Origin of the sequence: Mycobacterium sp. (genome assembly GCF_004298145.1) — a bacterium.
Lineage (GTDB): Bacteria > Actinomycetota > Actinomycetes > Mycobacteriales > Mycobacteriaceae > Mycobacterium.
Genome location: NZ_SCRH01000011.1, coordinates 80,782 through 104,035, shown reverse-complemented (window position 1 = coordinate 104,035; position 23,254 = coordinate 80,782). Strand labels below are relative to the sequence as shown.

16 protein-coding genes are annotated in these 23,254 nt (G+C 67.0%); 7 read left to right on the top strand and 9 right to left on the bottom strand.

Annotation, left to right across the window (positions count from 1 at the left end):
• Positions 1-338: 338 nt before the first annotated feature.
• From EPN51_RS03975 to EPN51_RS03965, 3 genes are all read right to left on the bottom strand, one after another.
• On the bottom strand, positions 339-1,142 hold the full coding sequence (locus EPN51_RS03975; RefSeq protein WP_293037426.1) for a Stf0 sulfotransferase family protein: 804 nt from the start codon (positions 1,140-1,142) through the stop codon (positions 339-341).
• 212 nt (positions 1,143-1,354) lie between these two features.
• Positions 1,355-1,621, bottom strand: a complete 267-nt coding sequence (locus EPN51_RS03970; protein ID WP_366509375.1) for a hypothetical protein — start codon at positions 1,619-1,621, stop codon at positions 1,355-1,357.
• Between the two features lie 150 nt (positions 1,622-1,771).
• Positions 1,772-6,007 carry a bifunctional nitrate reductase/sulfite reductase flavoprotein subunit alpha gene (locus tag EPN51_RS03965; protein WP_293037696.1) on the bottom strand — a complete coding sequence of 1,412 codons (4,236 nt, stop codon included), beginning with the start codon at positions 6,005-6,007 and terminating at the stop codon, positions 1,772-1,774.
• A gap of 329 nt (positions 6,008-6,336) precedes the next feature.
• On the opposite strand from EPN51_RS03965, the gene EPN51_RS03960 reads away from it, so the two are divergent.
• Positions 6,337-6,804 carry an LppP/LprE family lipoprotein gene (locus tag EPN51_RS03960; RefSeq protein ID WP_293037693.1) on the top strand — a complete coding sequence of 156 codons (468 nt, stop codon included), beginning with the start codon at positions 6,337-6,339 and terminating at the stop codon, positions 6,802-6,804.
• 39 nt (positions 6,805-6,843) lie between these two features.
• Here the strand turns inward: EPN51_RS03960 and EPN51_RS03955 are convergent, their stop codons facing one another.
• The 3 genes from EPN51_RS03955 to EPN51_RS03945 form a co-directional block, all read right to left on the bottom strand.
• Entirely contained in the window at positions 6,844-8,796 is a 1,953-nt protein-coding gene (locus EPN51_RS03955) for an acyl-CoA dehydrogenase (RefSeq protein WP_293037420.1), read from the bottom strand.
• Positions 8,797-8,846: 50 nt separating this feature from the next.
• On the bottom strand, positions 8,847-11,198 hold the full coding sequence (locus EPN51_RS03950) for an ATP-binding cassette domain-containing protein (RefSeq protein WP_293037417.1): 2,352 nt from the start codon (positions 11,196-11,198) through the stop codon (positions 8,847-8,849).
• Positions 11,199-11,312: 114 nt separating this feature from the next.
• A complete protein-coding gene (locus EPN51_RS03945; protein WP_293037414.1) occupies positions 11,313-11,801 on the bottom strand; it encodes a MarR family transcriptional regulator in 489 nt (162 codons plus the stop codon).
• A gap of 181 nt (positions 11,802-11,982) precedes the next feature.
• Here EPN51_RS03945 and EPN51_RS03940 point away from each other — a divergent pair, with 181 nt between their 5' ends.
• The 5 genes from EPN51_RS03940 to EPN51_RS03920 are packed head-to-tail and all read left to right on the top strand — an operon-like array spanning position 11,983 to position 18,564.
• A complete protein-coding gene (locus EPN51_RS03940) occupies positions 11,983-13,953 on the top strand; it encodes an ABC transporter ATP-binding protein (RefSeq protein WP_293037411.1) in 1,971 nt (656 codons plus the stop codon).
• Positions 13,950-14,804 (top strand): energy-coupling factor transporter transmembrane protein EcfT, encoded by an 855-nt coding sequence (locus EPN51_RS03935; protein WP_293037408.1) that lies wholly within the window; start codon positions 13,950-13,952, stop codon positions 14,802-14,804. Before EPN51_RS03940 ends, EPN51_RS03935 begins: the two co-directional genes overlap by 4 nt.
• 36 nt (positions 14,805-14,840) lie before the next feature.
• Complete coding sequence (locus EPN51_RS03930; RefSeq protein ID WP_293037405.1) at positions 14,841-15,302, top strand: SRPBCC family protein; 462 nt, start codon at positions 14,841-14,843, stop codon at positions 15,300-15,302.
• Complete coding sequence (locus EPN51_RS03925) at positions 15,295-17,082, top strand: sulfatase-like hydrolase/transferase (protein WP_293037402.1); 1,788 nt, start codon at positions 15,295-15,297, stop codon at positions 17,080-17,082. Before EPN51_RS03930 ends, EPN51_RS03925 begins: the two co-directional genes overlap by 8 nt.
• Positions 17,083-17,109: 27 nt before the next feature.
• A complete protein-coding gene (locus EPN51_RS03920) occupies positions 17,110-18,564 on the top strand; it encodes an amino acid permease (protein WP_293037399.1) in 1,455 nt (484 codons plus the stop codon).
• Positions 18,565-18,572: 8 nt separating this feature from the next.
• Here EPN51_RS03920 and EPN51_RS03915 read toward each other — a convergent pair whose 3' ends face one another.
• Genes EPN51_RS03915 through EPN51_RS03905 form a run of 3 tightly spaced genes read right to left on the bottom strand, consistent with a single transcriptional unit; the run spans position 18,573 to position 21,602 of the window.
• Entirely contained in the window at positions 18,573-19,913 is a 1,341-nt protein-coding gene (locus EPN51_RS03915; RefSeq protein WP_293037396.1) for an extracellular solute-binding protein, read from the bottom strand.
• The gene (locus EPN51_RS03910) at positions 19,910-20,731 is read right to left on the bottom strand and encodes a carbohydrate ABC transporter permease (RefSeq protein WP_293037393.1); all 822 of its coding nucleotides are present in this window, start codon (positions 20,729-20,731) and stop codon (positions 19,910-19,912) included. The genes EPN51_RS03915 and EPN51_RS03910 overlap by 4 nt, the downstream gene beginning before the upstream one ends.
• The gene (locus tag EPN51_RS03905; protein ID WP_293037390.1) at positions 20,718-21,602 is read right to left on the bottom strand and encodes a sugar ABC transporter permease; all 885 of its coding nucleotides are present in this window, start codon (positions 21,600-21,602) and stop codon (positions 20,718-20,720) included. The genes EPN51_RS03910 and EPN51_RS03905 overlap by 14 nt, the downstream gene beginning before the upstream one ends.
• Positions 21,603-21,660: 58 nt before the next feature.
• Between EPN51_RS03905 and EPN51_RS03900 the strand changes: the two genes are divergently transcribed.
• A complete protein-coding gene (locus tag EPN51_RS03900) occupies positions 21,661-23,178 on the top strand; it encodes a TldD/PmbA family protein (RefSeq protein ID WP_293037387.1) in 1,518 nt (505 codons plus the stop codon).
• Positions 23,179-23,254: the final 76 nt, after the last annotated feature.

Sequence of the window (23,254 nt, the reverse complement as noted above, 5' to 3'; positions counted from 1 at the left end):
GTGGGGCGGCGCGTAAGGACAAAGCGCGGCTGTGTGGCCTGTTGCATAGCCCCACTATAGGACATTCGTCCTGCTTGGCGATCTGGCTCATCTGCGCGGTGACCTCGTTCCGAAGCGGAAGCCTATTTGAGCTGTTAACCGGGTGAAGCCTGTGGTTAATCCCCGCGGGCCGGAGCGGGGACGCGGGGAATGGGTCGGCGTGCGGTCGAAGGCACCGCAGAGGCGGCGCCCAGGAGTGCGCCGCGGCCCTTCGTGCGTCGCGTTGGGCGAGAATCCAACGTGTGTGGCTCAACTCTTGGAACGGCATGGCGTGCCGCCCGCTATGAGTTTGCCCTTGATCAGGTTGGCAGGCCGTGCTTTTCGGCATCGGCACGGTAGCGGTCCACCCACTCGTCGGAGCGGTGGTCCGCTTGGCGCTCCAGCACCGGCCGGGGCGCAAGTTGTGGGTCCAGTCCTAGCGCCTCGAGGATGGATCCCACCACCTGAGTCAGGTTGCGCCACAACACCGGATACGGGATCTCCATCGGCTTGATGTTTTCCTCGGCGAACCAATTGCGCCAGCCCTCTTCTTGCGCGCGCAGCATGGTGACCACGTGGGCGATCGCTCCGGCGTGATAGGTGGCGCGCGCATCGCGTGCCGGATCGGGCCTACCCCGCCAAACACGGGTCTGCACCGCCCGCCAGAAGGACACCGCCTGCGAAATCACGTCGGGCCGGTAGACGTGAATCAGCAGTGGCTCTTCGCCCACCACGTCGCGGATGGCCGCCAGCAGGCCATCGCCACTACGGTCGGGCAGGTTCTTGGCGCGGTTGAGCAGCAGCGGTGTTTGGTTCCACATCAGCTTGCCGCCCCACACCCCGTTCGGCGTTCTCCCGATCGTGCGGATGTAGGCGCGCCAGATCTCGGGCGTCGCGAGATCTGGAGTCCCGACGTCCAGCGGATCGAGCAGGGAGAGGATCGACTCGTCCTCGACGCCGGCGAACCACTCGCGTGGCTGCGGCGACTGGCTGGTGGACGGTAAGTACTGAAAGAACTCCTGGGGCTCCCCGGCCACCCCGGTGGCGCGCAGCGATTCGACCAGCAGTGTGCTGCCACTGCGCTGCGACGCCAACACCAGATATGACGACGGGCTGTTTGTCACCGCCAGAGTCTACCCAGAATTTGAAATCCCAGTTCGTCAAGCACGATTAGGGTCAGGATGAACGAAAATCTTGCGTTGAAATGGATTTGCCCGCATGACGGCGACGCGCGACGCGCGTGGGATCGCCATGGCCGCTGTATGTTCAAGGGGTTCAGCGATATTCGAGGTTTTGCCGGTGTTTGCGGTCGGCGAACAATGACTCCGACTCTTCATCAGACAGCATCCGAGGCGATCTGCAGCGCTTCCGCGCCGTCGGTGGCGATGTCGCAGACGCACACGTAGGCACCGCGCCGCCATGGCCCGAACGGGGTGCCGCGCCTGCGCATCAGGTGCTGCGCGTACACCTTGTCGCGTTGATCGCGCGAGAACGCGAAGTCCAGGTTGACGGTCAGCCCCGCCCAATCCACCTGCTCATCGACCGGGCTCTCGCCCACGCCACCGCGCCGCAGGTGGCATTGCAGCGGGCAGCCGTTCTTGATGACCCGATCGGGTCCAGCACAGTCCCGAGCCACGATGACGACTCCTTCAGCTGCGCGATCTTTGAGGGCATCGTGCGACTCGGATGTTTCATCGGCGGATGCGCGATGTTTCGGTCGTATTACGCGTTCGGCGTCAGCGGCACATCGGCGCTAGTAGACGTCGCGGTGGTAGCGCTTGTCGGCGCTCAACGATTGGACATAGGCCGTCGCCGCGTCCGGGTCGAGGTTGCCGAATTCGGCGGCGATGTCGCAGAGCGCGCGGTCGACGTCCTTGGCCATGGGGTCGGCGGTGCCGCAGACGTACAGTTGGGCGCCGTCCTGCAACCAGCTCCACAGTTGCGCCCCGCGGTCGCGCATCAGGTGCTGCACGTAGACCTTCTGCTGCTGGTCCCGGGAGAACGCGAGGTCCAACTCGGTGAGAAAGCCGTCGTCACGCATCTGCTCGAGTTCGTCGCGGTAGTAGTAGTCGGTGGCGGCGTGCTGCTCGCCGAAGAACAACCAGTTGGGTCCGGTGTGACCGAGCGCACGCCGCTCCTGTAGAAAGCCACGGAAGGGCGCGATTCCGGTGCCCGGACCGATCATGATCATCGGAGTGCCCGGGTCGCTCGGCGGCCGGAAATTGCTTGACGCCTGCAGATAGACGGCGACGCGATCGCCGGGGGAGCGGTCGGCAAGGTAGGTCGAACACACCCCGCGGCGTGGGACGCCCTGGAAGTTGTAGCGCACCGGTGAGACCGTCAGGTGAACTTCGCCCGGACACTCTTTGGGGCTCGACGATATCGAGTACAGCCGCGGCTGAAGGCGCTTGAGGACCCGCAGCCACTCGTGGGCGGATGCGACGACCGGAAGCCGCGCCAGCAGGTCGATGGATTGGCGCCCCCACGTCCAATCCGACAGTGCGCGTTTGTTGTCCGGCTTCAACAGCTCCCCGAGTTTCGGGTCGCCCGTGCGCTCCTGCACGAACCGCACCAGGTCGCGGCTGATGTGGGCGATTTCGATGCGTTCGGTGAGCGCGGAGCGCAACGACATCAGGCCGTGCTCACCGACCTCGACGGGGGTCTGTGCGTCCAGTCCGGTGACGGACAGCCATTCGTCGACCAGCTGGTCGCTGTTGCGCGGCCACACCCCGAGCGCGTCACCGGCTTCGTAGGTCACGGTTTCTTCCGGCAGTCTGAAAACCAAGTGCCGCACGTCTTTTGCCGATTTCGGCTGACTCAGCATGGTGTTGCGGACCATGCCGGTGATCAGCGGATGCTTTTTGCTGAAGGTGCCTGTCGGCGACGGACTCGGGCGCGACGGCACCGTCACCGCGGAAGCGTGGGCCGGCCCCCTTCCATCGCCGCCGACGGACGTGCGTGTCCGGCTCAAGACGTCGATGATGTCGCCCAGCCACTTCGCCGCGGAGTCGTCGTAGTCGGGCTCGCAGTCGACCCGGCCGGCGAGGCGGGTCGCTCCCAGCTCGGCGAGACGCGCGTCGAGATTGCGTCCGTGGCCGCAGAAGTCGTCGTAATTGGAGTCACCCAGAGCCAGCACTGCGTAGCGGGTGTCGGTGAATTGCGGTGCCGTCTCGGAAGTCAGCGCCCGCCACAGGCCGGCGCCGTTGTCGGGCGCTTCGCCGTCACCGGTGGTGCTGGTGATGAGCAACAGGTCCCGGGTCGCCGTCAGCTCGGCCAGCGGGAAGTCGTCCATGCCGTGCAGGGTGACCGGCAGCTTGGCATCGCCCAATCGTGCCGCGATGTCGGAGGCGAGTTCCTCCGCGTTCCCGGTCTGCGACGCCCACAGCACCACGACGGGAGCGCGCTCGGGCGCGGGGTGGGGATCGGCCGGTGTGGCGGGCGGTCGCTGGGCGGCCCCCATCGGAGCCCAGTCCGGTGCCACGGGCAGTGCCACCGGCTGGGGTCCGTCGGTGCGCGAGAACAGCCCCGCGAGTAGACCGTCGACCCAGAGCCGGGTGCTGGAATCGAACGGTGCGCTCAGCGGCAGGGTGGGCACCCCGGCGGAGCGCCGACCCGCGTCCGACCGAAGTCCGGATAGCATCCCGGCGAGATAGGCGCGGCCGAGCTCATTGAACTCCGGCTTGGGTATCGTTGTCACACCGAGTAATTCACCGAGGGAGTCGACTTGTGACACGCTGATTTCTCGTACCTCCGTGGGTGCCGATTCCGCTGCATCGCCGGCCGCCGGCGTTCTGGTTCCCGAATCGGGTTGAGAGACGGAGATCTTCGTCAAGGTGACGGCGCATGCCTTGAACTCCGGTTGGTTCGATATCGGATCGACGGCGTCGTTGGTGACGGCATTGATCGACAGGTATTCGCCGAAGGCGTCGTTCCAGTGGAACGGCGCGAAGCAGTTGCCGGGACGTACCCGGTCGCTGATGGACGCGGGCAAGACGGCACGGCCGCGGCGAGAGGCGATTTCGATCGGATCGCCGTCGGCAATGTGAAGGCGGGCGGCGTCGTCGGGATGGATCTCGACGAACGGACCGGGGTTGAGCTTGTTGAGCTTGGCGACCTTACCGGTCTTGGTCATCGTGTGCCATTGGTGCGGCAGGCGCCCGGTGTTCAGCAGGAACGGGTAGTCGTCGTCGGGCATTTCCTCGGGCGGCAGGTGCGGGCGGGCGAAGAACGCCGCACGCCCGTTGGGCGTCGGAAAAGCCAGCCGCGGCGCACTACCGTCTGCGCGGATCAACTGTGCTTGGCTGACACCGTCATTGAGATAGCGGATCGGACTGCGGTCACCGTCGCTCTCCGGTGCGCACGGCCACTGCACCGGGCTCTGACGCAGCCGCTCATAGCTGACCCCGCGCAGGTCATAACCGGTCTTCGGGTTCGAGAACCGCTTGATTTCCTCGAAGACGTCCTCGGCGGAGTTGTAGCTGAACGCCTCCGGAAATCCCATCTCGCAGGCGATCCGGGCGATGATCTGCCAGTCCGGCATCGCGTGGCCCGGTGCGGGGACCGCCGGCTGGAACAGCGTCATGTTGCGCTCGGAATTGACCATCACCCCCTCGGACTCCGCCCACAGGGCGGCCGGCAACAACACGTCGGCGTATTCGTTGGTCTCGGTCTCGAGGAACGCGTCCTGGACCATCACCAATTCGGTGCGCTCCAGTCCGGCCAGCACCGTCTTGCGGTTGGCGACGGAGGCAACGGGATTGGTGCAGATGATCCAGCACGCCTTGATCTGTCCGTCGGCCATCCGGGAGAACATGTCGATGGTGCCGCCGCCGACCTCGGTTCGCAGCGTTCCGCGGGGGATGCCCCACAGGTCTTCGACGACGTCGCGGTCCTCGGCCGAGGCCACCGACCGCTGACCCGGCAAACCCGGCCCCATGTAACCCATCTCGCGGCCGCCCATCGCGTTGGGCTGCCCGGTGAGGGAGAAGGGCCCGCTGCCGGGCTTGCAGATGGCCCCGGTCGCCAGATGCAGGTTGCAGATGGCGTTGGTGTTCCAGGTGCCGTGGGTGCTCTGGTTGAGGCCCATCGTCCAGCAGCTCACGAAATTACCGGCCTCGCCGATCATCTGAGCCGCCGCGCGGATGTCTTCTTCGGGGATGCCGGTGATTTCGCTGACCTTGCCGGGAGTGTACTGCTCAAGGAAGCTGGGCATCACCTCCCAACCCTCGGTGAACTCTGCGATGAAATGCGGGTCCGTTCGCCCATTTTCGATGATCAGGTGCAGCAGGCCGTTGAGTAGCGCAAGATCCGATCCCGGGGCGATCTGGAGGAAAAGGTCCGCCTTGTCGGCGGTCGCGGTGCGGCGTGGGTCGACGACGATCAGTTTCGCACCGGCCTTGACGCGATCCATCATGCGCAGGAACAGGATCGGGTGGCAGTCGGCCATGTTGGCGCCGATGACGAAAAAGACGTCGGCGTGTTCGAAGTCCTGATAGGAGCCGGGCGGCCCGTCCGCACCCAGTGAGAGCTTGTAGCCGGAACCCGCGCTGGCCATGCACAGTCGCGAGTTCGACTCGATCTGGTTGGTGCCGATGAAGCCCTTGGTCAGCTTGTTCGCCAGATACTGCGCCTCGATGGACATCTGGCCGGACACATACATCGCGAACGAATCCGGGCCGTGTTCGTCGATGATCGCGCGTAACCGTCTCGCGCACCGGGTGATCGCCTGATCCATCTCGACGGGCTCCAGCGGTTCACCGCGATCGGTCCGCGCGTGTGCCGAGTCCACCCGGCCCGGTGCGCCAAGCAGGTCCGCGGTGGTCGCGCCCTTGGTGCACAGCCGACCGAAGTTGGCCGGATGTTCTTTGTTGCCAACCGACTTCGTGACGCGACAGCGGCCGGTTTCCGGATCGGTTGTGATCTGCAACACCATGCCGCAACCGACGCCGCAATACGCGCACATGGTGTTCACGGCGTTGTCCTGCGCCATGGACTCCCTGGCCACGCTTACGTCCCTTCGCCGAGTGCGTACGGGTTAGCCCCCGTATCGAGTGAGTTCATTGTGGAGCAGGCATGTTTCGGCGCTGCTGTCCGAAATTTCCCCAGGTTTACTTTCTTCTCTCACCGGCCGACCCGCCGGTGTGAAATCGCCGGGAAATTCATCGTTGCGGATCGCGTTACCGCAGGTCACCATTGACCATCCGCCCCGCTCGAGGTTACGTCGTGCGCCGCGCAGGTCGGAACTCAGAACGGGCTTTCCGACCAAACCGACGGAACATTCACAGTCTTCGCTAAGCTCACCGCGTGCGTCGGCTCATTGTGATCTTGCTGGTTTTGCTGGCCTCCGGTTGCGGGTGGAAGCCGGCGGCGCCGCCGCAGGCCAAACCCGACACCTGCACAGCCTCGGATGGGCCGACGGCCGATACCGTGCGGCAGGCGATCACCGCGGTTCCCATCGCGATCCCGGGCACCATCTGGGTTGAGATCGGCCGCGGTCATACCCGAAATTGCCGTCTGTCTTGGGTGCAGATCATCCCGACGATCGCCAGCGAGTCAACCCCCCAGCAACTGCTCTTCTTCGACCACAACAGGCCGCTCGGAACCGCCACCCCGGACGCAAAGCCGTATATCACCGTGCTACCGCCCTCGGATGACACGGTGACCGTTCAGTACCGGTGGCAGAAGGGAAATGACCAGCTGTGTTGTCCCACCGGGATCGGGACGGTGAAGTTCCGGATCGGCTCGGATGGCAAGCTGCAAACCCTTGGCAAGGTTCCGGATCAATAACCCTTCGGGCCAATGACTTCGACGGCGCCCGCCGGCCCGTCAGCTCGTGACGGCGTCCGACAAGTTCTCCGGGTGCAGCATCTCGGCGTAGCGCAGCGGCTCGGGAACCCCGAAACCGTCGACCAGTGTGGTGGCATGCGGGCGCAGTGCGCGGCAGCGGTCGTTGATTCCGCGGGTGACCGCCTTGGCGCGATCCGTGGACAGGTATCGGTGCTCGATGTACCACGCCTTGTCGTCCTCGATCACCGACAGCGCGTACAGGTCGCATAGGATCCCCAGCAGTTCGCGGGCCTCCTCGTTCTCACAGGAGTCGATCCCGGCGACGAATGCTTCGAGCACCACTCGGTCGATGTGGGCGCTCGCCGCGTGCAACACATGATCCTGCACCGAGTTGAACGCGTCGAATTCGGACATCTCTTTGGATTTCGCCTGCAGCCGGCGCGCCACCGAAGCCAGCAGATATTCTTCGCGGTCTTCGAACATCTTGATCTGCGTGCCGCGGTTGAACAGGCTGCCCTCTTCCTCGCTGTCTTGGCGGGTGTCCACGATCGTTTGGATGATCGCTTCTGCCGCAGTGCGTTTGATGACGCGTTCACCGACGGTGTTGGCGGCGAAGCGCACCCATTCGACCGGGCTCATGCTGCGGATGTCGTCGGCGTACGCCGTCAACAGCTCCTTGGCCACCAGCTGGGTCAGCACATGGTTGTCGCCCTCGAATGTGGTGAAGACGTCGGTGTCACCCCGCAGCCCGATCAACCTGTTCTCGGCCATATAGCCCGCCCCGCCGCAAGCCTCGCGGGACTCCTGGATCGCGTGGCTCGCATGCCAGGTGTTGGCGGCCTTCAGCCCGGCCGCACGCGCTTCCAGCTCGCGTTGCTCGTCGGCGTCGGGTGCGTCCGCGCTCTGAACGTCATGGCACTTGCTGACCAGCTCGTTCTGCGCGAACTGCAGTGCGTAGGACTTCGCGATCAACGGAAACAGCCGCCGCTGGTGCACCAGGTAGTCCAGGACCAGCACCTCGGAGTCATCGTCGGGTGCGTTGAATTGCCTGCGCTGCAAGGCATATCGGGTGGCGATATCCAGCGCCACCCGGCCGGCGGCGCCGGCGCTGCCACCCACCGTGATCCGCCCGCGGACCAGGGTGCCCAGCATGGTGAAGAACCGGCGGTTCGGGTTCTCGATCGGCGAACTGTACGTGCCGTCGGGGGCGACGTCGCCGTACTTGTTCAACAGGTTGACCCGCGGGACGCGGACGTGGTCGAACACGATGCGGCCGTTGTCCACTCCGGGCAGTCCGCCCTTGTATTCGCAGTCGGACGTGGTGACACCGGGCAGGTCGTTGCCTTCCTCGTCGCGGATCGGGACCAGCACGCAGTGCACGCCGTGATTGACCGGCTTGCCGTCCTCGGTGGTGGTCAGTTGTGCGAAAACCGCTGCCATGGTAGCTGTTTCGGCTGCGCCGCCGATGTAGTCCTTGCGGGCCGACGGGGTGGGGGAGTGGACGACGAACTCCTGTGTCTGGGGGTCGTAGGTCGCGGTGGTCTCCAGCGACTGCACGTCGCTACCGTGTCCGGTCTCTGTCATCGCGAAACAGCCGCGCAACTCCAGGCTGATGATCTTGGGCACGAAGGTCTCGTGGTGGCGCTCGGTGCCCAGGTTCTCCACGGCACCCCCGAACAGCCCCCACTGCACTCCGGCCTTCACCATCAGCGACAGGTCCGACATCGCCAGCATCTCGATCATGGTGATCGCCGCGCCGACGTCGCCGGTGCCGCCGTGTCCTTTCCGGAAACTGTCGGTGGCCGCACCGAACGCCGCCATGATCCTCATCTGCTCCGCCACCTTGGTGCGGGCGATCACGGTGTTCGGCGTGTGGTGCGGGCGGAACAGGTCCTCGGTCAGCGTCGTCCGCATCCGGTTCTTGACATCACGCCAACGCCCGTCCAATGCGTTGCGGAGATGTTCTGCGGTGCTTGTCATTTCTGGCGCCATCAGCCGACAGTAATGTCCGGCTCGCGCCGCGGGGAACCAAGAACGACGGTTCAGCTCCTACGGGCCGGCGTGTCGTGGTTGCCGGGGAGCGGCGAGCGCAGGCGGTAGAGCGTGAACCCGGCCGCGACGGCACCGAACAGGCCGAGCATCATCATGTCGAACACCCACCAGCCGCTGTAGTGGGCCCACGTCACCGTGTTGGCGGCCAGCGGGTCGATCCTGCGCAGATCCACCGTGGACGCCGAGGCCGCGAAGCCCCACTGGGCGGGGACGAACCAGCTGATCTGCTGCAAGCCCCACCGACTCACCAGCTGCACCAGGCTCCCGTTGAAGAGCACGGATGCCAGGATCACCGGCACCAGCAGCGGCAGGACTTCCCGGAGCGCGTTGCCCAGCGCCGAGAGGGTGAGGCCGATCACCGCGGACACGATCGCGGTGGCCGCCACGGTGACGTAGAGCTCGATCGTGGCGTTGTGCAGCAAAACGGCGTCTCCCGCCGGCCCGCCTTTGACGGCGACGACGATCGCGAACATGACGGCCGTCCAGAGGGCCGCGGCCAGGCTGTACACCGTGAGCTTGGCGGCCAGGTAGGTCGGCGCGGACAGCCCGACCTGCTGTTCCCGCCGGAAGATCCGGTGCTCGGCGACTATGGCGCGCACGGTCAGCGCCGCGCCCAGCAGCACCGCGCCGACGTTGAGGGCGGCCAGGATCTCGATGGCTTCGTGCCCGTTGGCGCTGCTCGGCCCGGGCCGCGTCAGGCCCGCATCGCCCGGGATCAGTAGCGTCAGCCCCGCCAACGCGAACGGCAGGATCGCCAGGAATGCGAAATAGCTGCGATGGGCGAGGAGCAGGCGAACCTCGCGGCGGGCCAGGAACCGGATCTGGCGGTGGCGGGGGAGCCCGGCCGGCGGCGTCCACGGTGCCGCGGCTTCTGGCGGGGCGGTCGACGGTTGGGGCCGCGCCCGGAACGCGCGGTGGGTTCCCTCGGGATCGGCGCTGACCTGGGCGAGGACTCCCGACCAGTCGGCGGTGCCCATCGCGGACTCGACCTGAAGGGGTGTGCCCAGGTACGCGACCTCGCCCATGCCCGTGAGCACCAATACCTGATCGCACGTGTTGACGTCGGTGAGCGACGCGGGTGCCGAGATCGCCGCCACCACGACACAGCCGATGTTGGCCTGGCGTCGCAGGATCGCCATGACGTGGCGTTTTTGCGCCTCATCCAGCCCGGCGGTCGGTTCGTCAACCACGAGCAGGCTCGGCCGGGTGATCAGCTCGATCGCCATGGCGGCGCACCGGCGCACCTCAGGTGGGAGCTTGCGGATTCGGGTGGCACGGTGCGGCGTCAGGTCGAGCTCGTCGAGAACTTGGTCGACCACACGGTCGCGCTGCTCGGACGAGGCCTCCGGCAGCCGCAATTCGGCGGCGTACGTCAAGGCCTGTTCGACGGTGAGCTGCCGGTGCAACCGGTCGTCACGCGCGACTATCCCGATGCGGGTGCGCATGGACTGCGGCTCGGCGTGCACGTCGTGTCCATCGACGGTGGCGCGCCCGGAGCTGGGTGCCCTGGTCCCGGCCAGCAGGCCCAGCAGCGCGGAATTGCGTGCGGCGGACGGTCCGATCACCGCGGTCATGGTGCCGGGACGCGCCGTGAACGAGATACCCGACAGTGTCTGCTGCCCGTCGACGGCAAGGCCCAGCTGGTAGGCCGTCACCCCGGTGGTGCGCGCCGCGGTTCGCAGCGGCAGGCGAAAGGTCGTGTTGCCTTCGTCGGTGCGGAAGGAGGGGCGCTGGGCGCGCAGCTTCGAGGTGATCATCCGCTCGATCAGGCCCGGACCCTTTGGTTGCTCGGCCGGTGCGACGGGCGGGACCATCGGTCCAACGGGTGGCTGAACGGGAGGCACCGCCGCACCGGGGGGCGGCGGTGCCGGCGGATTCGGCGGGATAGGTCGCTGGTCGGTCGGTGGTGGCGGCGCAACGACAGGCATGCGCTGGGTGGCGCTTTGGGTGGGGACCCGCGGGTCGGGGCCGCCGGACGGGGGGGTTCCCGGCGGGGCGGGCGCGGGTGCGACCTGGAAAATCAGGCGCGGACCGTGCTGGGGATCTCCGATGGTGATCCCCAGGCCGTCGCGGATCTGGACCGTCGGCACCCGGAATCCGTCGACGAAGACGCCGCGATGGCTCAGATCGATGGCCACCCACTGGGCTCCGGTGAACCGCAGCACCACATCCGGGTGGGGTGCCGGCGGTCGCGGCGAGGGACCCCCGAGACCCGCCAGCGGGATGTCGCAGCCGGGACCGTAGCCGACGATCACGTCGCGTCCCGGGGCGAAGACGTACCTGTTCGGTCCGGCCCATACGGTCAGCGGGGGGGCCGGAACGGCCGCAGCCTCGATCGGCATGGCCGCCACCTTTCGTCACCGGTCAGCTCGGTTTGGTCTCGCACTCAGGCGCGGGTCGCCCGTTCGATTACGTGTCTACCCCTGCCCGCGGTCCGTTCACCAGGATTGCGACGTTCACAGCGGGTTACGACGGCCCGCGAACGAGGTCGCAAGGGAGGCATCGTCGAGCAGCCGGCGCAACACGTCGACCGCTTGCATCAGCACCTGATGGTCGCCGGGGTCGAGCAGCGCCAGTTGGGGTTCGATCGCGGCGGCCCGGTCGGCCCGGACCGCGTTGAGCGTGCGCCGGCCGTCAGCCGTGATGCGGATCCGGACCGCGCGGGCGTCGCCCGGGTCGACCGTGCGGGTGACCAGGCCCGCTTCCTCGAGGCGGCGCACCTGTGTGGTCATCGTCGGTTGCGAACAGTGATCGACGGCGGCGAGGTCACCGATTCGGGCTTCGCCGTGAACTTCGATGGTGGCCAGCAGCCTCGCCTGCGCTGCCGGTAACGGCATCCGGATGCGCTGGGTGGCCAGGCGGTTGAGCCGCGCGACCACGGCGAGCAGATCGGCCCCCAGTCGCTGCGCTCCATCGAGCTTTGCGGTGTCGACGACATTGTCCATGTATCCATGGTTGCATAGCTTTGCTAAGCGAGACCGAAATGACGACGCGCGCCGCGCGAAAACCCTTCTTCAGCGGACACTCCCTCCGTGGGCTGGCAGAATTGCAAAAGTGACCTTGCTCCGTCTTCGGCAACCTAGGGAAGGGTCCCTGCGGCCGAATGAGTTGGCACAGGCGGCGGTCATGGGGGCCCTGTGCGCGGCGATCGAGATCCTCGCCGCGGTAATCCCATTCGCTCAGGGATTGGGCGTGTTGGGCACCGTACCCATGGGGTTGCTCGCCTACCGCTACCGTCCCCGGGCACTGATGGCCGCGACGGTAGCTGGCGGGGTGATCGCATTTTTGATCGCCGGACTGGGCAGCCTGTTCATGCTCGTCGACTGCGCCTGGGTCGGCGGACTGTGCGGAATCGTCAAACGCAAGGGCCGGGGCGTGCCGACGGTCGCCTTCTTGTCGCTGGTCGCCGGAGTCCTCTGGGGCGCCGGCTGGGTCGCGGTGTTGGCGGTGCTGACCCGGCTGCGGCAGCTGTTCTTCGACGTCATCACGGCCAACGCCAACGGGGTCGCGGCATTCCTGAATTGGGTCCACCTGCAGGGCGTCGGCGAGGCGCTGAAGCGATACGTCGCCAACGGGATACACCACTGGCCGCTGCTGATTTTTCCGTACATGATCTTGTTGGTCGTCGTCGTTTCGTTCATCAGCTGGTCGGCACTGTCTCGCCTCTTGGAGCGAATGCGCAAGATCCCCGACGTGCACAAGTTGGACGTTTCCCATGCTGCGCACGCGCACGACGCTGCGGTCGGGCCGGTGCCGGTGCGGTTGGACAAAGTGTCATTCCGCTATCCCGGTGCCGACCGAGACGCGCTGCGCGAGGTCAGCCTCGATGTCCGGGCCGGCGAACACATCGCCGTGACCGGCGCCAACGGTTCGGGGAAGACCACGTTGATGCTGATGCTGGCCGGCCGGGAACCGACGTCGGGAACCGTCGATCGCCCCGGGGCGGTCGGGCTGGGTGAGATGGGCGGCACCGCAATTGTCTTGCAGCACCCGAAGAGTCAAGTCCTGGGCACGCGAGTCGCCGACGACGTGGTGTGGGGTTTGCCCGCGGGCGCGGAGACCGATGTCAGCGCATTACTGCGCGAGGTCGGCCTCGAGGGACTTGCCGAACGCGACACCGGAAGCCTGTCCGGCGGAGAACTGCAGCGCCTTGCGCTCGCGGCGGCGCTGGCGCGGGACCCCGCACTGCTCATCGCCGACGAGGTCACCACCATGGTCGACCAGCAGGGGCGAGATGCGTTGCTGGGCGTGCTATCTGGTCTCGCGAAACGCCACCGGAGCGCGTTGGTGCACATCACCCACTACGACAACGAGGCCGCGTCCGCCGACCGCATCATCCGACTCAGCGACTCACCGGATAACACCGTCACGGCCGAAACACCGACCGCTTCCGCGCGCAGCGCTCCCGTCGCGCCGTCCTCCTCGACGCCGGTGCTCGAGCTCGTCGACGTCAGCCACGAATACGCCAGCGGCACACCGTGGGCCAAGGTCGCCCTGCGCGATATCAGCTTTGTGGTGGAGCAGGGCGACGGGGTGTTGATCCACGGTGGCAACGGCTCGGGTAAGTCGACGCTGGCGTGGATCATGGCCGGGTTGACGACTCCCACCAGCGGTGCCTGCCTGATTGACGGCGGGCCCGCCCACGAGCACGTCGGGGAGGTCGCGCTTTCGTTCCAGTCGGCGCGGTTGCAGCTGATGCGCGACCACGTCGACGCCGAAGTCGCGTCCGCGGCGGGCTTTTCGCATCTCGACGAAGACCGTGTGGCCGAGGCGCTGAGCTCCGTCGGTCTGGGTCCGGCGATGGGCAAGCGGCGCATCGATCAGCTTAGCGGCGGCCAGATGCGCCGTGTGGTGCTGGCCGGGCTGCTGGCCCGTTCGCCGCGGGCGTTGGTTCTTGATGAACCGCTGGCAGGATTGGACGTCGGCAGTCAGCGCGGTCTGCTGCGGCTGCTGGAAAACCTACGCAGGGAACGAGGTCTGACGGTGGTGGTGATCTCCCATGACATCGTCGGGCTCGAGGAGCTTTGCCCGCGATCCCTGTATCTGCGCAACGGGGTGCTGGAAACGGCATCGACCGCGGCGGGGGGAATGCCGTGACCGCGCCCTCGGACGCCACGTCGGCGGCGGAGAGGACTCGGCGCCCTCCCCGTCCGGTTGTCTTGTTGGTCCCGGTGCCCGGAACATCGAAAATCCACGAACTGTGGGCCGGCACCAAACTGCTGGTGGTGCTGGGTGTTTCGGTGCTCCTGACCTTCTACCCGGGTTGGGCGACCGTCGGGTTGATGTTGGTCTTACTGGTGACGGCGGCCCGGCTCGCGCACATTCCCCGCGGGGCACTGCCCTCGCCGCGGCGCTGGATATGGATCGCCCTCGCGGTGGGCGGCATCACCGCCGCGCTCGGCGCCGGTCACCCGGTGGTCTCGATCGCCGGGGTGCACATCGGGCTGGGCGGAACGTTGCACTTCCTACGGGTCACCGCGCTGTCGATCGTGATGATCGGGCTGGGGGCGATGCTGTCCTGGACCACCAACGTCGCCGAAATGGGGCCGGCACTGGCGACTTTGGGACGGCCCTTGCGGTTGTTGCGGGTCCCGAGCGACGAATGGGCCGTGGCCCTGGCGCTCGCGCTGCGCGCCTTCCCGATGTTGATCGAAGAATTCCAGGTGCTTTACGCCGCCCGGCGCCTGCGTCCCAACGAGACACCGCGCAACCGCAGGGCCCGCCGCCGCCAGCAGGCCCGGGACATGATCGACTTACTCACCGCGGCAATCGTTGTGACGTTGCGGCGCGCCGACGAAATGGGCGATGCGATCACCGCCCGCGGCGGCATCGGTCAGCTGTCGGCCGCGCCCGCGCGGCCGAAACTCGCGGACTGGGTGACACTGGCCATCACCGCCGCCGCCGGCGCCACCGGAGTGGTCATCGACTCGCTGGTCCAGCTTCATTAGGCGAGTCGGTGTGAGCCCTTCGCGCAGCGTGAGCAGATGACCGACATCTGTCGCACCCGCATCATCGCGGCTTCCGCCGACGACATCTGGAATGTCTTGGCGGACTTCGGCTCCATCAGCTCGTGGTCCGGCAACGTCGACCACTCGTGTGTCCTGCATTCCGGTCCCGGTGGAGGCCCCGTCGGTACCGCGCGACGGGTCCAGGTCAAGCGTGACGCGCTGGTCGAGCGCATCACCGAATTCGACCCGGGCCGCACCCTGGCCTACGACATCGAGGGCCTGCCGCGCCGCCTGCGTCGCGTGACCAACCGCTGGACGCTGCCACCGGCAGGTGCCGAATCCGCCCACACCACCCCGGTGACCCTGACCAGCACCGTCGAAATCGGTTCCCGTGCAACCCACGCGCTGGCCGAACGCGTCGTGTGTCGCTTCCTCGCGCGACAGTCCGACGCGCTGCTCGCCGGGCTCGCGAATCGATTGGAGAACGGCCGTGTCTGATCGCCCCGATGTCATCGTCATCATGACAGATGAAGAACGCGCGGTGCCGCCATACGAGGCGCCCGAAGTGCTGGCGTGGCGTGATCGAATACTGGCCGGACGCAAATGGTTTGAGGATCACGGCGTCAGTTTCTTCCGCCACTACACCGGGTCGCTGGCCTGCGTGCCCAGTCGTCCGACGATTTTCACCGGGCAGTACCCTGACCTGCACGGGGTCACCCAGACCGACGGCATCGGAAAAGCCGCCGATGATTCCCGTATGCGGTGGCTGCGCCAGGGCGAAGTGCCGACGCTGGGCAACTGGTTCCGCGCGGCGGGATACGACACTCACTACGACGGCAAGTGGCACATTTCGCATGCCGACCTCACCGACCCGGCGACCGAGCATCCGTTGGCCACCAACGACGATGACGGGAACGTCGACCCCGTGGCGGTGCGACGCTACCTGCAAGCCGACCCGCTCGGGCCGTTCGGCTTCTCCGGCTGGGTCGGCCCGGAACCGCACGGGGCGGCGCTGGCCAACGCCGGCATTCGCCGCGACCCGCTGATCGCCGATCGCGTCGTCGCCTGGCTCACCGACCGCTACGCCCGCCGTCGCGCCGGCGATCCCGCCGCGCTGCGCCCGTTTCTCCTGGTGGCCAGCTTCGTGAATCCCCATGACATCGTGCTCTTTCCGGCATGGTCACGGCGGGGCCCCGTGAAGCCGTCGCCACTAGACCCACCGCCGATCCCGCCGGCCCCGACCGCCGATGAAGATCTGTCCACCAAGCCGGCCGCCCAAATCGCCTTCCGCGAGGCGTATTACTCCGGATACGGCCCGGCGCCGGCAATCAACTGGACGTATGAACGCAACGCGCAACGCTACCGCGACCTGTACTACCGATTGCATGCCGAGGTGGACGGGCCGATCGACCGAGTCCGGCGGTCCGTCACCGAATCCGGGTCGCAGAACGCGGTGCTGGTGCGCACGGCCGATCACGGCGATCTTCTCGGAGCGCACGGCGGGCTGCATCAAAAATGGTTCAACCTCTATGACGAAGCCACCCGCGTTCCCTTCGTCGTCGCGCGCACCGGCGAGCGCTCGACGCGGCGCCGGTCGGTCACGGCGCCGACATCGCATGTGGACCTTGTCCCGACGTTGCTGGCGGCCGCCGGAGTCGACGTGGCGGCGGCCGCGGCCACGCTGGCGGAATCGTTTTCCGAAGTGCACGAGCTTCCCGGCCGCAACCTCATGCCGATCATTGACGAGGAGCACGGCGCGTCCGCCGACGACACCCGGGCCGTCTACCTGATGACCCGCGACAACGTGCTCGAGGGAGACAGCGGGGCGTCCGGTCTGGGACGGCAACTGAAGCAGACGGCCAATCCTCCTGCACCACTGCGCATTCGGGTCCCGGCGCACACCGCATCCAATTTCGAGGGACTGGTCGTCCGCGTCGACGACGCAGCCGGCGGCGGCGGGCACCTGTGGAAGCTGGTGCGCACCTTCGACGATCCCGGCGCCTGGACCGAACCCGGGGTGCGCCACCTGGCGGCCAACGGGCTCGGGGGAGAGATGTACCGCACGTCGCCGCTCGACGACCAGTGGGAGCTGTATGACCTGACCGCGGACCCGATCGAAGCAACCAACCGTTGGACGGATCCGCATCTGCACGACCTGCGCCAGCACCTGCGTGCCCAACTCAAACACGTCCGGGCCCAATCGGTTCCCGAGCGAAACAATCCCTGGCCGTACGCCTCTCGCCGCTCACGGCCGGCGCGGCTGCTTCGGCGACGCTGACCGCCGAACCGGCGACAGGAGGGGCAATTGCCAGCCACGTCGATCAGCCTGAAACAGCAGCTGCTGCGGCGGCGCCCGGTGGTGGGCGCACATGTCGCACCCGGGGCCGCTGACCACCTCAAGCGCGGCATCGGCACCTTTCAGTTGACCATGTTCGGGGTCGGCTCGACGATCGGTACGGGCATCTTCTTCGTCATGTCTGTGGCCGTCCCTGAAGCCGGCCCGGGAGTCATCGTCTCGTTCCTTCTCGCGGGCCTCGCGGCCGGTCTTGCGGCCGTCTGCTACGCCGAATTAGCCTCGGCGGTACCGGTTTCGGGTTCGTCGTATTCGTACGCGTACACCACGCTCGGCGAGCTGGTGGCGATGGGTGTGGCGGCCTGCCTGCTGCTGGAATACGGGGTGGCGACCGCCGCGGTGGCGGTCAGCTGGAGCGGCTATCTGAACAAGCTGCTGAGCAATCTCGTGGGATTCCAATTGCCGCACGCCGTGTCGGCGGCGCCGTGGGATGCACAACCCGGCTATTTCAATCTGCCGGCGATCGCGCTGATCGCGATGTGCGCGCTGCTGCTCATCCGCGGCGCCAGCGAATCGGCGAAGGTCAACGCGATCATGGTGATGATCAAGCTGGGTGTGCTCGTCGTGTTCGTGATCGTCGCCTTCACCGCGTTCGATGCGCGCCATCTACAGGACTTCGCGCCATTCGGCGCCGCGGGCATCGGGTCGGCCGCCGGCACCATCTTCTTCTCCTACATCGGTCTCGACGCCGTGTCCACCGCGGGCGACGAGGTGAAGGACCCGCAGAAGACCATGCCGCGCGCGCTGATCGCCGCGCTGCTGACCGTCACCACCGTCTACGTGTTCGTTGCGCTGGCCGCGCTGGGCGCCCAGCCCTGGCAAGACTTCGCCGGCCAGCAGGAGGCCGGGCTGGCAACGATCCTCCAGAACGTCACGCGCAGTAGCTGGGCGAGCTCGATTCTGGCTGCGGGCGCGGTCATTTCGATCTTCAGCGTCACGCTGGTCACCATGTACGGCCTGACGCGCATCCTGTTCGCCATGGGTCGGGACGGGCTGTTGCCCGCACGGTTCGCGACGGTGAACGCGCGCACGATGACCCCGGTGAACAACACGGTGATCGTCGCGACGGCGGCCTCGATTCTGGCCGCCTTCATACCGTTGCAAAGGCTGGCGGACATGGTGTCGATCGGCACGCTGACCGCGTTCGTCGTCGTCTCCGTCGGTGTGATCGTCTTACGGGTGCGCGAGCCCGACCTGCCGCGGGGTTTCAAGGTCCCGGGTTACCCTGTCACGCCGATCCTTTCGGTGGCGGCCTGCGGCTACATCCTCGCCAGCCTGCACTGGTCCACCTGGATCGCGCTCAGCGGCTGGGTCTCGCTGGCCCTGGTTTTCTATTTCGTCTGGGGCCGCCACCACAGCGCGCTCAACGACCAGACGGTCGGCGGCACAGCGAGCGACGCGCAGTGACGGGACGCTCATTCGCGCGCCGCGGCGTCGTTGGCCGCCGCCTGGGCCCGCTTCAATGTCGAGGCGACGTCGCCGCGGCCCAAGAACATTTCGTCGAAATACGGCTGGAGGGCGTCATTGCCGGGGGCGAAGCCGGCGCCCCCGGGCGCCGCGATGCGCGGGCCGTTCAGCACGGTAAAGAAGGGTGTGACGTCGACACCCCGGCTGGCCCAATAGCGGAAGTAGACCGGTTGGGCCGACAACACCGCGGGGATGGCCGCACCGTTGCGGCCCAGGTATTCATTGCCCTGCCTGCTGCCCATCCAGGCCAGGACGTGACGCACCGCGTCGGGATGCCGTGTCGCCGCATTGCCCGCCGCGGCAATGCCGTTGGTGACACTGACCCGACCCACCGGGCCAGATGGCATCATCGCCACACCCCAATGGAAGCGTGCGTCGCGGGCCACCGGCGCCAGGTTGTAGGTGCCTGACTGGAACAGCGCCATCCGGCCGGCCAGGAATTGGTTGCGGGAAAAGTCGCCGTTGCCGTTGGTGTCCGCGGCGGGCGGCGCGACGTGGTCGCGGTTGATCAGGTCGACCAGATATCGAAAGGCGGTCACGGCCGCGGGATTGTCGAACGCAAACTCGTCGCCGCGCTGGAACACGCCGCCGGCCGAACCGATGTAGTTCAGATAGATCCCCTGGGGGTCATTGGCCGCGTTGTATGCCCACTGCCGCACCCGTCCGGCGTCGAAGCCGTTGGTATCTCCGCGGTTTCCGCCGGCATCGACGGTGAGCCGGGCGAGGATGGGACGCAGCGTGTCGCCACTGCCGGGGCTCCACCGCAAGGCGCTCAGCTGGGCGGGTTCGATACCGGCCGCGCCCAGTAGGTCCGCGTTGTAGTACAAGGCGATCCCGGCATCGGTCAGTTGCGGCACGCCCCAGAGCGCGCCGTGGCGGGTGAACTGCTCGACGACCGGCCGCTCCCAGTCGGCGGCCGCTGTGGGCCCCAGCGCCGCACCGATATTCAGTATCCGGCCGCTGTCAGCGTAGGCCGCGAGGTAGGCGTTGGACAGCCAGAAAATGTCGTCGGCGCTGCCGCCGGCCACGTCGGTGCGCAGGGTGTTGAAGTAGGTCGAGTACGCCACCATGTTGACGTGCACTTCGATATCGGGATGGGCGCGGGTGAACATCTGGAACGATTGCCGGTACGCCGCACCGATCTGATCGCCCCAGACTCGCACCGTCACAATGGTCTTGGCGCCGTGGGGCTGGCCGGAGTAATCCAGCAGCACCGCCGTCGCCGCCAATAGCGCCGCGACCAACGCAACCGCCCCGGCGACCAGCGTGGAGAACCGAGGCCGGCTCACTTGAGCCCCGAGACGACGATCGACGCGACGATGTGCCGCTGGAACACCACGAAAAGCGCGATCAGCGGGGCGATCGCGACGGTGGTGGCCGCCATCACCAAGGTCCATTGGGAGTTGAACCGTGACTGCAGGTCGGCGGTCGCGACGGTGAGCACGCGCCACTTGTGGCCGCTGGTGATCACTAACGGCCACATGAAGTTGTTCCACTGCGATACCACGGTGATCAGCGCCAGGGCGGCCAGGACCGGGCGGCTGGACGGGATCACCACATGCACGATCACGTCCAGGGTGTTGGCCCCGTCCAGGCGGGCAGCGTTGATCAAGTCGTTAGGAATCATGCGAAAGTGCTCGCGTAGCAGGAAGATCGCGTAGGGCGAGCCGAACATGAACGGCAGCACCAACGCCCAGAACGTGTTGCGCAGGCCGAGCTGGGCCATCATGAGATACATCGGCACAATCGTGACCGTTCCCGGCACCATCAGCGTCGCGATGTAGACCCAGAACAGCGCGTCACGCCCACGAAACTGCAAGCGCGCAAAGGCGTATCCGGCCAACACGGAAAAGGTCAACTGGCCCACCAGGATCACCGCCGTCACCAACGCGGTGACCGCCGCCGCGCGGCCGAACCCGGCTCCGGCCAGGTTGGTGAAGTTGGCGAGTGTGGGTGGTCGCGGCAGTTGCAACGGCGTGCCCGTCACGAATTGATGTGCCGAAGTGAACGCGGTCATCAGCCCAAGCGCGAACGGCGCCAACGTGATCAACGCGCCCAGCGTCAGGCCGGCGTAAATCGCCGTATTGGCGCGACTAGGTGAGGTCATAGCTGATCCGTCGCCGGAAATACAGGTGCTGAACCAGGGTGACGCCGATCAGGATCACGAACAGCACCACCGCCATGACCGACGCCCGGCCGATGGCGGCGGAGCCGAAGGCCTCGGCGTAGATGCGGTGGGCCACCAGGTCGGTGCTGCCCGCCGGCCCGCCGCCGGTCAGCGCGTACACCGTGTCGAAAACCTGTGCGGTGCTGACGATCCCGGTCACCAGCACGAAGAAGGTCGTCGGCCGCAGCATGGGCATCGTGATGCGCCAGAACCGCTGCCACGCGGTGGCGCCATCGGTGCGTGCGGCGGCGTGCACCTCGTCGGGGATGGCCAGCAGGCCCGCCAGGAATGACAGCGAGACGTATCCGACGTTGGTCCACACCACGACGGCCGAAACCAGCGGCAGCGCGGAGCTGGGATCGGAAAGCCATTCGATGCTGTGTCCCAATACGGTGCTCACGGCGCCGTCGGTGGGTGCCAGGATCCACCGCCACAACACCGCGATCGCCAGCGGCGCGCAAATCCACGGCAGCACAAACACGGTGCGAAACAGACCGGTGCCGCGAAGCTGGCGGGCCAGCATGGACGCGGCCAGCAGTCCCAGTGCCGTCTGCGCCGGCACCACGATCGCCACGAAGATCGCCGTGACGATCAGCGAGTTGGCGAACCCGGTGTCGGCCAGCACCGATCGCCAATTGGACAGGCCGACAAAGCGCAGCGGTCCCAGCAGATCCCATCGACACAGGCTCAGCCAGATCACCACCAGGATGGGCAACAGCAGGAAGGTGAGGACGCCGAACAAGCTGGGCGCCAGCAGCGCGTAGCCGAGCGCGGTCGATCGAGGATGGATCCTGCGTTGCGCGCTGGCCATGGGGTAATTAAAGCGGGCGCCGCGGCGGTTTGGGGTGACCGACCGTTACGGTGGAGCCGTGACACCGGACCGGGGGATCGATGCCGACTTCCTCGACGTGCCGCGCCACGAACTGGCCGAAGCCGCGCTGTCGGCGGCTACCGCGGCCGGGGCCACGCACGCCGACCTGCGGGTTCATCGCATCACCACCGAGATCGTCCAGCTGCGCGACGGCGCGCTCGAGACCGCGGTGATCGACCGCGAGGTCGGTCTGGCGGTGCGAGTGATCGTCGACGGCACCTGGGGATTCGCCTCGCACGCGGAGTTGGTGCCGTCGGTGGCCGCCGAAACCGCCCGGCGCGCGGTGCACGTCGCCACCACCCTGGCGACGCTGAGCACCGAGCGCGTCGAGCTGGCGCCCGAACCCGTCTACAACGACGCGACGTGGGTGTCGAACTACCGCATCGACCCGTTCGAGGTCTCCACCGCCGACAAGATCGCCGTACTCGTCGAGTACTCGGGGCGGCTGCTGAGCGCCGACGGCGTCGATCACGTGTCGGCGGTGCTGACCGCCGTCAAGGAGCAGACGTTCTACGCCGACACCTTCGGATCCTCGATCACCCAGCAGCGCGTGCGGATCCAGCCCACGCTGGAAGCGGTCACCGTCGACCCCGCGGCGGGCAGCTTCGACTCGATGCGCACGCTTTTGCCGCCGACGGGCCGGGGCTGGGAGGTCCTGGCCGGTGACGAGGTGTGGAACTGGACCGACGAGCTGGCCCAGCTGCCGTCACTGCTGGCCGAGAAGGTCAAGGCGCCCACCGTTGTTCCGGGACACAAAGACCTGGTGATCGACCCGACCAACCTGTGGCTGACGATTCATGAATCAATCGGGCACGCAACCGAATACGACCGCGCGATCGGTTACGAGGCCGCCTACGCGGGAACGTCGTTCGCCACACCGGACAAGCTGGGCACCATGCGGTACGGGTCACCGGTGATGAACGTGACCGCCGACCGGACCGTCGAATTCGGTTTGGCCACCATCGGTTACGACGACGAAGGGGTGGCCGCGCAGAGCTGGGATCTGGTGCGCGACGGGATCTTCACCGGCTATCAGCTCGACCGGGTGTTCGCCCGGCGCCTGGGGCAACCGCGCTCCAACGGGTGCTCGTATGCCGACTCGCCGCATCACGTGCCGATCCAGCGCATGGCCAACGTGTCGCTGCGGCCCGCCCCCGAGGACATCAGCACCGACGACTTGATCGGCCGGGTCGAGGACGGCATCTACATCGTCGGCGACAAATCGTGGTCGATTGACATGCAGCGCTACAACTTCCAGTTCACCGGCCAGCGCTTCTTCCGGATTCGCGACGGCCGCCTGGACGGTCAGCTGCGCGACGTCGCCTATCAGGCCACCACGACCGATTTCTGGAATTCGATGGAGGCCGTGGGCGGCCCGTCCACGTGGCGACTGGGTGGGGCGTTCAACTGCGGTAAGGCGCAGCCCGGGCAGATCGCGGCGGTCAGCCACGGCTGTCCGTCGGCGCTGTTCCGCGGCGTCAACGTGCTCAACACCCGCACCGAGGGCGGCCGATGATCCGCGTCGGCGACGATGCAGAGCGCAGCGATGCTGAGGAGCGGCGCCGATGATCACCGTCGGCGACGATGCAGAG